The organism is Parvibaculum lavamentivorans DS-1 (genome assembly GCF_000017565.1).
In the GTDB taxonomy this organism is placed as follows: Bacteria; Pseudomonadota; Alphaproteobacteria; order Parvibaculales; family Parvibaculaceae; genus Parvibaculum; species Parvibaculum lavamentivorans.
This window is the reverse complement of the sequence record NC_009719.1, coordinates 1,113,482-1,127,372: the sequence shown is the minus strand read 5'-3', so window position 1 is coordinate 1,127,372 and position 13,891 is coordinate 1,113,482. Positions and strand designations below refer to the sequence as shown.

General features: G+C 58.7%; 10 protein-coding genes. 1 reads left to right on the top strand and 9 read right to left on the bottom strand.

Annotation, left to right across the window (positions count from 1 at the left end):
* Window positions 1-35: 35 nt before the first annotated feature.
* From PLAV_RS05225 to PLAV_RS05205, 5 genes are all read right to left on the bottom strand, one after another.
* The gene (locus PLAV_RS05225; RefSeq protein ID WP_012109905.1) at window positions 36-563 is read right to left on the bottom strand and encodes a Zn-ribbon domain-containing OB-fold protein; all 528 of its coding nucleotides are present in this window, start codon (window positions 561-563) and stop codon (window positions 36-38) included.
* Window positions 563-1,753 (bottom strand): thiolase C-terminal domain-containing protein, encoded by a 1,191-nt coding sequence (locus tag PLAV_RS05220; RefSeq protein WP_012109904.1) that lies wholly within the window; start codon window positions 1,751-1,753, stop codon window positions 563-565. Before PLAV_RS05220 ends, PLAV_RS05225 begins: the two co-directional genes overlap by 1 nt.
* A 4-nt stretch (window positions 1,754-1,757) precedes the next feature.
* Entirely contained in the window at window positions 1,758-3,254 is a 1,497-nt protein-coding gene (locus PLAV_RS05215; RefSeq protein ID WP_012109903.1) for an AMP-binding protein, read from the bottom strand.
* A 2-nt stretch (window positions 3,255-3,256) separates the two neighbouring features.
* Window positions 3,257-4,672, bottom strand: a complete 1,416-nt coding sequence (locus PLAV_RS05210) for an aldehyde dehydrogenase family protein (protein WP_012109902.1) — start codon at window positions 4,670-4,672, stop codon at window positions 3,257-3,259.
* Between the two features lie 344 nt (window positions 4,673-5,016).
* The gene (locus tag PLAV_RS05205) at window positions 5,017-6,861 is read right to left on the bottom strand and encodes a DUF1302 domain-containing protein (protein WP_245545221.1); all 1,845 of its coding nucleotides are present in this window, start codon (window positions 6,859-6,861) and stop codon (window positions 5,017-5,019) included.
* Window positions 6,862-7,501: 640 nt separating this feature from the next.
* On the opposite strand from PLAV_RS05205, the gene PLAV_RS05200 reads away from it, so the two are divergent.
* Window positions 7,502-9,238: an N-acyl-D-amino-acid deacylase family protein gene (locus PLAV_RS05200; protein WP_012109900.1), complete on the top strand. Its 1,737-nt coding sequence runs from the start codon at window positions 7,502-7,504 to the stop codon at window positions 9,236-9,238.
* Between the two features lie 45 nt (window positions 9,239-9,283).
* Here PLAV_RS05200 and PLAV_RS05195 read toward each other — a convergent pair whose 3' ends face one another.
* The 4 genes from PLAV_RS05195 to PLAV_RS05180 all read right to left on the bottom strand — a co-directional run bounded on the left by PLAV_RS05195 (window position 9,284) and on the right by PLAV_RS05180 (window position 13,603).
* Window positions 9,284-10,105, bottom strand: a complete 822-nt coding sequence (locus PLAV_RS05195) for an SDR family oxidoreductase (protein ID WP_012109899.1) — start codon at window positions 10,103-10,105, stop codon at window positions 9,284-9,286.
* Window positions 10,106-10,134: 29 nt separating this feature from the next.
* Window positions 10,135-10,956, bottom strand: coding sequence for an SDR family oxidoreductase (locus PLAV_RS05190; RefSeq protein ID WP_012109898.1), 822 nt, complete (start codon window positions 10,954-10,956; stop codon window positions 10,135-10,137).
* A gap of 124 nt (window positions 10,957-11,080) precedes the next feature.
* Window positions 11,081-12,583: an MFS transporter gene (locus PLAV_RS05185; RefSeq protein ID WP_012109897.1), complete on the bottom strand. Its 1,503-nt coding sequence runs from the start codon at window positions 12,581-12,583 to the stop codon at window positions 11,081-11,083.
* A gap of 126 nt (window positions 12,584-12,709) precedes the next feature.
* Window positions 12,710-13,603, bottom strand: a complete 894-nt coding sequence (locus PLAV_RS05180) for an enoyl-CoA hydratase (RefSeq protein ID WP_012109896.1) — start codon at window positions 13,601-13,603, stop codon at window positions 12,710-12,712.
* Between the last annotated feature and the right edge of the window lie 288 nt (window positions 13,604-13,891).

The following is a 13,891-nucleotide window of genomic DNA, read 5'->3' as shown; positions in this document are numbered from 1 at the left end:
TTGCTTCCTATGCCAGCCAGTCTTTGCTGCTGCAACTACGACAGTTCGTCTAGACTCACTACGCGCCACTGCACCAAAGTGAATGGCGCCGCGACGTCATTGTGGTGTTCAAAAACGGCTTCGACCTCGACGCCAATTTCTACCGTTTGATGAGGGTCCCCAAGCAGGTTGCCTAGCATGCGGATCCCGCCAGCATGGGGCAGTTCGACGATGACGATGATGTAGGGACCTGCGTCCTTTAATGCTGGATGTATTGGGTGCCAGACGCGGGTCCAGCTGTAGATTACTCCCTTGGGCTCCACCTCGACCCATTCCAGCTCAAAGGATTGGGTGTCGTGAGTAATCCACTGAGGTGGCCATTGGTACACACCGGTCGCTGGATTGCATTGTACCTTCAGTGTTTCGTCTCGCGTGCCCTGCCAGTATGGCGCGTACAGAGCCGCCGGCTCGACCATTGGAATCGGTAACCCCGCGGGAAGATAATAGTTCGTATTCGGAGCGAGGTCTTGGGCCTGCTCGGTTGACGCCGCCGGCGGGCCTTCGGGGACAGAATAGTTCGACATCAGAGCGTGGCCTCCGAACCGTAGAGGATGGTGCTGACCGGCGGAGACATCGGACCGCCGACAGCGAGTGAAACATTGACGTCGGGAACCTGGCTCGTTGACTGGCCCCTGATCTGTCGGACCGCCTCGATCTGCAACCCGAGACCGTGCATGTAGCATTCCGCCAAGTTGCCCCCACTGGTATTCAGGGGCAGTTTGCCCGCAGGCGCGGTCAGGTTTTCAAGCTTCAGGAAGTCCGTAGCCTGTTCCGCTTCGAAGAAGCCGTGCTCCACAAGAGACATCAATACGCCGCCTGTAAAATTCTCATAACACTGAACGACGTCGACATCCTGCGGCCCCACGCGTGCCATCGCATAAAGTCGCCTGGCCGCCTGCTTGAAATGCGAGCTGGCGCAATCGGGCGCCGCAAAGGTGGAAGTTGGCGAACTCGGCACGCGGTAAGACGAGCCAATGGCCGCGCCGAGTACAAAGGCCGGAGTCTGTTTGAGGTCGCGGGCCCGTTCGGCTGAGACGAGGATGATGGCAGCAGCGCCGTCATTCTCCATGCAGCAGTCATAAAGGTGGAACGGCTCGGCGATCCAGCGGGATGCGTCGTACTTCTCTTCCGTCAGCGGGCGTCCGTACATCACGGCGCGTGGATTGGCTTGAGCATGATGGTAGGAAGCCATGGCAATGGCCCGAAGTGCTTCCTGTTCTACATTGTGTTCATGCATGAAACGCATGACTTTTGGAGCAAAAAACTGCGCCGGTGCCATCTGACCATAAGGGAGGGCAAGCGCATATTCAGCGGGAACGGCCGCTATCTGTGGAGCCTGGCCAAAGCGGCCGAATTGCCCTTGGGCGAGGGCCCGGTGAACGATCACGCAATCGGCAAGTCCTCCGACAATTGCCGCTGACGCATTTGCCAGCGCGCCAGCTACGCCGGCGCCACCGCCGCCCCATTGCATATTTGAGAAGCGCAACTCATGGATTCCCAGCGCTGTCGCAAGGGCCATCGGGTCGTTTCGATCGTCACTGAAGGAAGCAAAGCCGTCGATATCGCGTGGGTCGATTCCAGCGTCGGCGCAGGCAGCGAGGATCGCCTTCAGGCACATGACGAACTCTGGTTCCGGCGACTGGCCGTGACGGTAATAGGCCGTCTCGCCCACACCGGCGACTACCACCTTGCCCCGCAGACTGCGATCGCTCATATCTTCATTTCTCCCCGAGGTCAGGCGCCAACTCAAACGCCCGCCCTTCCTCAAGCCACACCAGTCGCTCTTCTTTCAAACGGGATCGACGAACCTTTCCGGCGTCGTCCCTCAGCGGTGCAACACTCAGTTCGTAGGATGCCGGATGCTTGTATTTGGACAGCTTCTCGCCAACATGCGCGACGATAGATGCCAGGTCGAGTTGTCGACCTTCGTGCAACTGGATGATGGCATGAACCCGCTCACCCAGATCTCCGCCCGGTAAACCAATCACGGCCGAGGATGAAACGAGCGGATGCTCGTCCAGCACGGCCTCGACCTCGGCTGGATATATGTTCGCGCCTCCCCGCAGAATTAGATCGGATCTACGATCCGCCAGGAAAAGATAGCCGTCCTCATCGATATGCCCGAGATCGCCGATCGAGTAGCCGCCCGATGCATCCTTTTTTGATTCCGCTCCGATGTATCGGAACTTGCCGCTCGCGGCAGCAGGGAAGTGAACTTCACCGATCTCACCAATTTCTGCTTCCGTACCATCCTCTCGAAGGATGCGTAAGGTTCCAGGAGCGGGCTTGCCGACCGAGCCAGGTTTAGCGAGCCATTCGCGGCCGGTAATGGCGCAGCCTCCGGCTTCGGTTCCACCATAAGCCTCGAAAATCCTGTCGGGACCGAGCCAATCTATCCATGCGCGCTTGATCCATTGCGGACAAGGCGCCCCCATGTGCCAGACGGTTTTGATCGAGGAAATATCGTAGGATGTGCGGATGCTTTCCGGCAGCGCCCATATCCGCTGCATCATCGTCGGCACGACCGCCATGAACTCGATCCGGTGCCGCTCGATCAGTCGCAGGCATTCCTCGGCATCGAAGCGGCTCATGCCGACGACGTGCGAACCTGTCATCAGGCCGAAGCTGGTAAAAAGGAACGGCATGTTGTGGTAGAGCGGTCCGGGGTTGAGCATCGCCCCATCGGTTGGGAGTCCAACGCCAGCATAGGGTGGAGCGGCGGGGTCGATGAACGCCGGCATGCTATCGAGGATAATCTTGGGCCGGCCGCTGGAGCCGCCGCTCGTAACCGCTTTCCAATGTGCGGCGCCGGCGTCTTCCACGGGGGCATCGCTGAACTGGTCCAAGGCGGCGCCGCGAGCAATCCGAGCCCCATTAAAAGCGGCCGATATGTCGCCAATCACCGCCGCCGGCCGCGCAAGCGCGAGAATGTCGCTAGCTTCACGGCCGGGAAGCTTGGACGGCAGGATGCATGGTGTCGCGCCCGCCTTCCAGACAGCCACCACGGCTTCGTGGAACTCGCTGCCATTCGGCAGCATGACTGCGACAAGGTTGTCTTGCTTGACACCCAGCGAGGCGAGCAGGCGAGCTCGCTGGTTTGAGCGTTTGTCGAGTTCGCTCCAGGTCAACGCACCGTCAGGATAGGTGACGGCGGGTGCGGAACCTTTTCGCCGGGCATGCGCCTGAATGATTGACGATATCGAAAGCTTGGACATTTCTACCGGGCCACGTAAACCGCTTGGGGCACCATATATTCAAGTAGGCCCTCCATACCGTTCTCGACACCAAAGCCGCTCTGCTTATGTCCGCCGAAGGGAGTATCGGCGCGCAGATTGAGCATTTGATTCACCCAGACCGTTCCCGTTTCCAGGCGCCGTGCAATCTCAATGGCCTTGTCCGTATCTGCAGACCACACCTGCCCGCCGAGGCCATATTCGCTGGCGTTGGCTCGATCAATCACATCGTCGATGTCGGAGAATTTCAGCATCGGCAAGATTGGGCCGAACGCCTCCTCCTGCACAACGCGGGAATCTTCCGGTGGGTTGTCTACGATGGTGACAGGGACAAAATATCCATCGCTTTCGGGAATAGCTGCGCCGTGGATCAGAGTCAGTCGGTTGGCTTTTGCGTCTTCCAACAATGCAACTACACGATCGTACTGACGCTTGTTCTGGATCGGCCCCAGCACTGTACCCTGCTCGGCACCGTCGCCCACCTTGGTTGTACGGGCAATAGCGACCAGTCGATCCCGCAGCCCGTCATATATGTCTTCGTGCACGTAGAGCCGCTTGGTTGCTACGCATATCTGGGACGTGTTTAGGAAAGCACCGAGAAATATGTTCTGGGCCACAGCATCCAGATCCACGTCGGGAAGTACAATTGCAGCGTCGTTGCCACCCAATTCCAGCGTCACGCGCTTCAGATCCCTGGCTGCGCTTTCCATCACCCGCTTGCCCGTGGCGGTTGAGCCAGTGAAGCTGATCTTGGCGAAGCCGGGGTGGCGGGTCATCATCGGACCAAGCTCATCGCCGCCGCTGATTACGTTGAACACACCGGCGGGAAAAACGTCGGCAAAAAGCTCACCGATCTTCAGAGTGCATAGCGGGGTGAAGGGACTGGGCTTCAGTACCATGGTATTGCCTGCAACCAGCGCAGGAGCGACCTTCCACATGGCGAGGTTGACCGGAAAATTCCACGGCGCAAGGGCACAGATCACGCCGAGCGGCACATAGCGGGTTTCGATGAATTGCTTGTCGCTGTCTTCGGACACGTGCACGGGTGGGGTCATCTCGGCAACCGCCGTCATCCACATTCCCGCGCCCACAATCTCCCGCTTTGCCAGCTCTACGGGCCGACCTTGCTCGCGCGTGAAAAGGCGGGCCATTTCATCGGCATGGGCAACCAGCAGGTCGCCGGCCTTCGCCACCATGGCCTGACGCTCCGCAATCGGCGTGCGCCGCCAGTTTTTGAAGGCGCTGCCGGCGGCGGCCACCGCCGCATCCAGCTGTGCTTTCGAACAGTCGGGAGCGAAAGCGAAGGGCTTGCCAGTCGCGGGATTGACCACATCGATCGTCGCTTCACTCGCCACAGCCGTACCGTCGATGGTCATCACATAGTCATCGTGGAAATTCATGATTCCCGTTTCCTCCGCTTCCGATCCTCATGGACGCGCGTCTGCGGGCGCCGCCAATTTTTTGCCTAGTTTCAGGCCATGGGCACCCAATTACCGCGTGGAATACGCTGAATCTGGTGTCAGTTGGCGATCCCGTCCAATTCCTAGTTCAGCACCGCCATGACAAAAGGGCATGCCGAGTCGGAAAGAAAAGGCGCGGCTTTGAGGCCGCGCCTTTCAGGTGTTGAGGGATGCTGACTTGAGCAAGCCGTGGGGGCAGAGGGAGCTCCCGGCTCGGGCTGCTTGTCGGCTTCTTGTTGAAAGCCCGGAGATTGCTCGATAAGAACTGGCTCCGGGGTCGAGGATCAAAAAGCGTAGGACACACTCATCGAGATGAAGTCGCGGTCCTGCATAACGTTCTGGAAGCGATTGCCGAATGAGTTCGTGTAGCGAACTTCTGCACGCCATACATTCCGCAATTCGCCCGTCACACCAACAGAAACGATTTTCCGATCATTGATAAACCCCGGCCCGATCGTGCCCGCCGAAGTGGCAAGATCATGCTGCCACTGAATGTTCGGAGATAGCTTCCAGGGCGTTCCAAAGGCGTTGTTGTAATCTACCGCTCCAATCAGCCGGTAGCCATGCGAGAACGTATCGGCGTGTACAAGCTGTTGGTTCGGGTTCAAAAGTCCTTGGACGAATGGATTGGGGTGTGAGATGTCTGAACCGCGCCCGCCGCTCAACACCGATAGCCTGTCGTCACTGATGCTGGGCAGGTACTGAAAGCCCCAATTGGCAATGAAGATCGCGAGATCGGCCCCGAAAAACTCTGGAATTGCACTTGAGGGATTCAAGGTCGTGATCGTCGAAAACTGGCCGTTGATCACGTCTTCGCGGAAATAGCCCCTCGAGAAAGCGCCCGGCGTCTGATCGTAAGGAAGTACTGCAACCGGGAGGCCGATGTTGTTCACCCAGCGCCCTGCGAGCAATTCGCCAGCACTGATTTGCATCGGCATGTTCCAGGAATAGAGCACTTCGCCAGCAAGTGCCGTACCTGCAACCGTGGTGGCGAAACTCGTACCCACGAGTTTGATATCCTCGGGATAGGCTGCCCGGTAATTCTGCAGCGGGAGGCCGCAGGTCGGGGCAGGAAAGCAGAGAGCGCCGTCGATAGAGGCAGGAGCGCCATTGGTAAATTCGACATAGGGCAATTTTGAGTGATAGTTCACATAGTACAAGGCAAGCTCGGTACCCTGGTTGAGCCAGTCCGCCCAGTGTCCGAGCTTGACGCCGTACTGTCCTTGCTTGTCAGGTGTGTCGCCGGCCGCGATTGGGATCGTGCCCGCGTTAATGGGGCTAGGCGTATCATTACCAATGTTTAGATAAGCCCCACCAGGTCCCAGGATGTCCGTGCCGGAAAAAAAGGTACCAACAGGATCGAGCTCCGTCTGGCGCCAGTTGAAGGCGTAAAATGCCTCGAAGCTCAAATCGGCGGGAAGCTGAACGTTTACGTAAACGCTTTCTTCGGGCAATAGCGCTTCCTTCAGCTCAGCACCCGGCGTGCGGATGGCGGCGACATCGATGGAATTGAACTGGTTGATGCCTCCCTGGATCGCAAGGCTCTCACCCCAATTGATGACCTGCTTTCCGACCCGCATGGAGGTCGGCATGTTTCCGACATCGAAATCCGCGAAGACAAAAGCGTCGAGAACGTCGAATCCCCGTCCAGCCCTGCGTGAGTCGTCGCCCCGTAGCGCGTCGCTTGTCGGACGGCGTCCATAAGCAGTGCTGCTCTCCCCCGCACGATCGTAGATTATGTGATCATAATAAGCTTTGAAGCGTGTGAAGGCGCCGAAATTTTCCCAGCGCAGTTCGAAGTCCGAAACGATCTTCACCGATGCGTTGGTGATGTCCCACTGCTCGAAATTGATGTTTCCATCATCGGTGTTGGCGCTGGCGTTGTTTCCAGTTCCATCCAAGCACCCGCCCGAGGCCACACGGATATACATGCAGCCTTGCTTCGACGCTCGGACCGTGATTCCGGTCGACGCAATCGAGTCAATCGATAATGTAGCGTCGCCGAATTTGTATTCCACCGCAGAAGCCGGTGCCACCGAAAGTGCGATGGCGATAACTGCCGTGGTCAGAGCCACTATGCCTGATGCGCCCCGGCGACGGCCCTTCTTCACCTCTTTCCCGATACTCACTTTCTTATCCCTCCTCGATTGTGCGTCTCTTGAACCAGCTTCGCTTCCACAACTACTCGTCTGGCATACGCCGGAGACGGCTTTTGTTGACTACGGCTGAACATGAAAAGGGAACTGCCAGCAAGACTCCGACAGCGCTTTGCAAATCAGACGGTCGGGCACCCATGAAGGTCCACATTCGAAGTAGGACGCACAAAGATTGTATTGCCCCGGCTCGCCAAGATGCTCTCCCCCCTGGTCCCCTGATTGCCCCTCCAAAGCAATCAAACCCGACGTGCCGCATGCACAGTTTCATTTCGAGTCGCGCACGCGGTCGCAGGCTTTCTCAGGCCAATCTAGGCAGCAGCTGGCTACCTAAAACAAATTCCTAGTTCGGCGTCGCCATAACAAAAAGGCATGCCGTGCGAGGAGATTTCGGCGATCTGGATGTTCGATGACTTGGTTCACCGTATGAGGCGGCGTCGACATGCCCCACAAATTGCACCAATCGCAATCACGTCAGTCAGGGAGGTTGGCCGGGAGAGGAATAGCTTGGGAAGAAAGGGAATTGGTTCCCCCGCCTTGATGTGGCTAAACCCCTCCACTAAAGGCCGCCCATCCATAGCGCATTGGCGGCGCGAATTCACATGGAGACGCCGTCATGGACTTAATCATCAAGGGTGGCGAGATAGTCGACGGCACCGGCGCACCGAAATTCCGCGGCGATGTGGGCGTGAAGGATGGCAAGATCGTTGCCGTCGGAAAGGTCGAAGGCACCGCCAAATGTACGGTCGACGCCGAGGGCGCCGTCGTCACGCCCGGCTTCGTCGATATCCACACACATTATGATGGCCAGGTCTCGTGGGATGCGATGCTCGCACCGTCTTCGATCAACGGCGTCACCTCTACCGCCATGGGCAATTGCGGCGTCGGCTTCGCCCCCGCGCGGGCCGACAAACATGATTTCCTGATTCGCCTGCTGGAAGGCGTGGAGGACATCCCCGGCACCGCGCTTCATGAGGGCCTCACCTGGGACTGGGAAAGCTTCCCCGACTATCTTGACGCCATCTCGCGCCGAGCCTACGCCATCGACATCGGCGCGCATGTGCCCCACGCACCGCTCCGCACCTATGTAATGGGGGATCGCGGCGGCGACCATACCGCCACGCCGACCGCCGACGAGATCGAGCGTATGCGACAGCTGACCTATGAAGCACTTCAGGCTGGCGCGCTAGGTTTCTCCACCACGCGCACGATGTTTCATCGCACGAAGGACGGCCAAAATGTCGGCACCCTGACAGCATCGGAAGATGAACTTCTCGGTATCACTCGCGCACTTGATCAAGCCGGGAGAGGCGTGATCCAGCTTATCTCCGATGCCTATCTCACCAACGACGATGAATTTGCGGCGCGCGAGCTCTCCCTCATCCGCTCGCTCGCCGCGCAAACAGGTCGCAAGCTTTCCTTCACCGTTCAACAGAACGACGACGCGCCTGACCGTTGGCGTCAGATCTTTCAAGAGATTGTTGGGATGCGTGCCGCCGGCCTGGACGTCAGCGCACAGGTCGCACCACGCCCGATCGGAGCCATCCTCTCTTTCTCCACGTCCATGACCCCTTACATTGCGTGCCCAACCTACATCAAGCTCTCTGCAACGCTCCGAGGCGAGTCGCTTGTCGCGGAGCTCAATAAGCCCGAGGTGAAGGCCCAGATCCTTTCCGAGCACGCTAGAGTCGTGAACCTTACCGGCAACGCCGGAGCAATCACAAAGGGCTACATGCGAATGTTCCGCATGAACGACCCTGTCGATTACGAGCCGAGCGCCGAGAGCTCGCTCCAGGCCGAGGCTGATCGCCTCGGTCGCAACGTTGACGACTATGTGTACGATACGTTTCTGGAAGATGACGGCCAGCGGCTCATCTACCTGCCATTCAACAATTATTCCTACGGTAATCTCGACGATGTGTACGGTATGATGACGGGGCCGCACGCGCTCTACGGGATCTCCGATGGTGGCGCGCATTGCGGCTTCATTTGCGATGCTTCCTTCCCGACGACAACCATCGGGCTTTGGTCGAAAGGCTCGAAGTCGGGCTACCAGATACCGCTTGAGGCGCTGGTGCATGGCTATACCCAGCGCAATGCCCGCCATGTCGGCTGGCACGACCGCGGCGCGATAAAGGTCGGCCAGCTCGCCGATCTCAACGTTATCGATCTAGGCAAACTCTCGCTCAGCCCGCCGGAGATAGTGCGGGACCTGCCCGCCGGCGGAACGCGCCTGCTGCAGACCGCAAAGGGTTATCGCCAGACGATCAAGTCGGGCGTCGTGACTTTCGAGGATGGCAAATGGACCGGCGAAACTCCCGGGAAGCTCGTACGCGGCGAACAGTTCGCATAAACGAGCGTTCCGGGCGGCATACCAATACTTCCGGATTTGTTCGGGTCACGCTTCGCGCGGCATAGCGTCGAGCAGAGCCTTTGTGCGTGCCTCGATCCTGCCGATCACCTCGCGATGAGTATGAACGTAGAGGCGGTTTTTGTAGATTGCTTCGCGAACCATGTCGCCGACCGCATCGGGCGACATGCCGTTCGCAAGGTAGGTCTTCATGGCCTCCGTCTTCGAGAGCTGTTCCGCGGATATCGGCTCTGAGATTGCCGCGCGGGAAGCCAGTGCGCGTTCAATGATGCCGGTCGCCACCGGCCCTGGACACAGTACGGTCACACCTATCCCCTGAGATTCAAGTTCCAAGCCAAGCGCCTCGCTCATCCCGACGACCGCGTATTTGGCTGTCGTGTATAGCGTACTCCCCTCCCGAACGGGCGGAACAAGTCCTGCGCCTGAAGCCGTATTGACGATATGACCGCCGCCCCCACGCTCAATGATCCGGGGCAGGAAGGTCTGCACGCCATTGATTACGCCACCTAGATTGATCCCAATGCCCCAATCCCAAAGCTCATAGGTGAGCCTGCTCGCGCGGGTGCCCCCAGAAACACCCGCGTTGTTGATCAGGATTGATACGGGTCCGAGCTTCGCCTCAGCCTCATCCGCAACGCGCGCGTAACCATCCCGGTCGCGCACGTCCAGTACCGCGGTGAAGACATCCGTTATTGCACACAACTCCATCTCCGCGCGCGCGAGTGCGGCCGCATCGAGATCGACAAGAGCAAGCCTGGCACCTGCTTGCGCAAGCGACCGGGCTATACCTAGTCCAATGCCGTTGGCTCCTCCGGTGATGAATGCTGTGCGATCGGCGATATCAGTCATATGATTTCCATTGGGCAACTGACCGTCAGCTAGTCAGGCATGGCGTCGAGAAGAGCTTTGGTCCGGACCTGGATCAGTTTCGCCGCGCTGCGATCGGTGTGAACGTAGAGCGCATTATCGCGAACCGCCTTGAGTACCATCTCACCCACATCATCGATACTGACGCCTTGATTCAGATATTCAATCGCTTCAGCTATACGTTCGGCGCCCTGCCGTCTCTCTTCATCTGCCAACGGCGTTCCGGTCGTCGGAGCAGCGGCTGCCGATCGTTGGATGATGTCGGTCGCGACTGGACCAGGACACAGCACGCTGACACCAACGCCAGCGGCCGCTAGATCGAGGTTGAGAGCCTCCGACATCCCGACCACACCGAACTTGGCGGTCGTGTACAGCACCCCCGATGTGGTCGCGACAAGCCCCGCGCCCGAAGCCGTATTCACGATATGCCCACCCTCGCCCCGTTCAATCATTCTCGGAAGAAACGTCTGAATACCGTTGATGACGCCGTTGAGGTTGACGCCGATGTACCAGTCCCACGACTCGTAGGTGAGTTTACCGGCTGAAGTACCGCCGGCCACGCCGGCATTATTGAACAGCAGCGACACCGGTCCCAATGAGCGTTCAACCGCCTCTGCTGTCGATGCGTAGGCATCGCGATCGCGGACATCCAGCTGATAGGTCTCGACCGGCGTCATGCCCCGCAACTCCGCCTTAGCGCGCGCGAGTGCGGCAGCATCCACATCTGCCAACGCCAATTTGGCACCTGCACGCGCGAAACTTCGGGCGATGCCCAGTCCAATGCCGTTTGCGCCGCCCGTGATGAATGCGGTGCGCCCCTGCACGTCCGTCATTTAATCCCTCCTGTTCTCAGGGCTCGCGACATCGCATCGGCACAATTGCGGTAGGAGTATCGTGTTCGCGTGTTGCGATTCCCGGAACGCCGTGACAAAGCGCGCTGGCTCCGATTGGCGCATCTCAAACGCTCTTGCGCGCAGCCAATTCGGCAACGATCCCCGCATGGCGCCGCTTGTTGATGCGGTAGAGCAGCACCAACGCGATGCCACCTAACGATAGTAATGCCGCCCCTGGCCCGTGAGCAACCGCCAGCCACGTCACCGTTTCTTCGGAAACAGCGGCTGCGGCGTCGTGCTCAGAGATATCTCGTGGAAAATCGACAACTTGCAGTACCACGCCCGCAATCAAGACACCTATTCCTGTCGCCGTCTTAGTGGCAAACGACCAACCTGCGAAATAGAGGCCTTCGCGCCGTGTGCCGAACTCATATTCGTGTTCGTCCGCAGCGTCGGGGATGATCGATACAAATCCAATAATCGACAACGCCATCGCCACTCCCGCTAGAAACGCCACGACAGCGAGGACACCAAGCAGTGCGCCCCCGGTCAGCGGTAGCAGTCCGAGCATCTTGAAGGGCGCTGGCAATGCGTGGCAGGCCACCATGCCGATCATGCTGGACATAAGCATCGTTCGCTTTTCAATGCGTTTCAAAATCAGTCCGGCGATCGGAGCTCCAAGCACTAATCCAAGCACAGAGGCCATCCCTATCCCCTGGATTTGCGTGGGGTTCAATTGCCAGAAGAAGGTTATAACGTGCAGCCCCAGCGCCTGATACATCCCCGCTTCAATGTTGAACAGCAAGGCTGCGGCAAACAGGATGCGAAAGGTCCGATGGCGGAATACCTCGCTCATTTCACCGAAGAGCCGGAGATGGATCGCTTGGGTTGAGGCCACGACCTCATGTTCCAACTCCCGCGCCGCAAGTGCCTGTCGGATGGAGACAAGCGCGCCTGCCAACAGTATTGCGCTCAGTGTCAACGTTAGCGGCAGGTATGCTGCGCGGTTCGACACGCCGCCTGGCCCGGCAAAAAATACACCGTAGCCGAGCACGATCACGGCCACAGTGCCCATGATGCCGATGCCCCAACGCCATGCCGCAACCGATGAGCGCTCATCATAATCGTCAGTGAGCTCAGCGCCGAGGGCCAGATAGGGTACGGTAAATACTGACAGCGCGATGCGCAAAGACACCGACAACAGCATGAGCCACAGGAATAGTTCGGTTTGCGAGAGCCCTGATGGGAGCGCAAAAATTAGATTAAACGTAAGAAGGATCGGCGCCAATGAGACGACCATGAATGGAACCCGCCGGCCGAAGCGCGAGCGCCAACCGTCGGAAAGAGATCCGATCACTGGGTTTACAACCGCATCGATCACTACTCCAGCACCGATCGCAAGACCTGCGAGCCCGCCCGGCAATCCACAAACGGCCGTCGCATAGAAAAGCACGAAAATGTTGAGCGTGCTTTCGATGATTAGTTCGACAAGTTGTCCCGCACCATAGCTGCTTTTGCGTCCGATCGGCAGGCGGCTGGGGCGCCGGGAATGCGCGGCGAAACTGGTTTCCGGGCCAGACTCGATTAAACCACGCGGAAGCTCCTCTCCAGTCCCACTCAGTTGCATGCTGTTGCCTTGCTCTCGAATGCTTGAGAGTGGTCATCGCCAACGTTAAGAAACGGAGACGGCGCCATCCTTGTTACGAACTCCCCGGTAGTACGCGGATGCCGACCGCGTCGAAGGCCAGAAGCTCTAACCTGCAGATGCAGTTTCACGCGCAGCTAGCGCCTTATTGATGGTCGCGCGCATCGCAGGGGGCATGCTATCGATGTCGATCGGAATCCCATTGGTGAGCATCGCCTGCATATGCCCGATCTGGTGAAGATGAAAAGCAAAGTCCACCGTTGCCTTGCGCCCCATTTGGTCCTGCGCGAAGTTCATTGCTTGCTTCACTAGCTTCATGGTGAAGGGATTCCGGGCGGCGATGGTCTCGGCCAGCTCGAGCGTTCGCGCCGTCAACTGCCCGCGCGGGACGACATGGTTGACCATGCCCCGCCGTTCAGCTTCCTGCGCAGTCATCCAACCGCCGGTCATCAACCATTCCTTCGCCTGACGGACGCTCATCTCGTAGGGATGCTGCCAGAACTCCACGCCAGGAATGCCCATCTCCGCTGCGGTGGCGTCACGAAAGCGCGCTTCCTCCGAGCAGACGATGAGATCACACATCCAGGTCAGTATGATTCCGCCCGAGATCACGGACCCCTGGATTTCCGCGATTACCGGCTTCGGCGCATTGCGCCAGCGTTCGGTGATCTCAAGATAGATTTCCCTCTCGCGACCGTAGGGACCATCCCAGCCCTTGCCACCGTAGTCGCTCCAAAGCCCGGTGACCTGCTCTAGCGAGGGGTTGCGCGGTCCCTCTCCACTGACGTCATGGCCTGAGTTCCAATGATCGCCGGAGGCGGCGAGGATAATCACATTGATCTGTTCGTCGTGACAGGCTCGCTTGAACGCGTCGTCCAGTTCGTACGTCATTGTGATGCCCTGCGCGTTGCGCCGACTGGGCCGGTTCATCACGATCCGCGCCACCTTGGGAGCCGGCATTTCATAGATCACCTGCTCGTATTCGACGCCTTCCGCAGCCATTCCTGCCTCTCCCGCTTTTCACACGCTTCGACGCGCATATCGAAAAAACATACCTCGATTGGTATGGGAGACCTTTCAGCAGCCCAGCCACTGCGTCAAATTCCAACAGAGAACTATGTATGAACTGAGGGAATGTCCGAACCCGCGCGGTGAGCCGGCAGAGTTACCGCTGGATGGAATGACAGACAGCGTTCGCCGCGCTACTGCTGTGCCCCAAGGTTTTTCCGTTTGGCAGGCGCGCCTTCGTTGGTCGCTGTGTGAAGGCTTTAGACAGCCGTGCACTTTCAC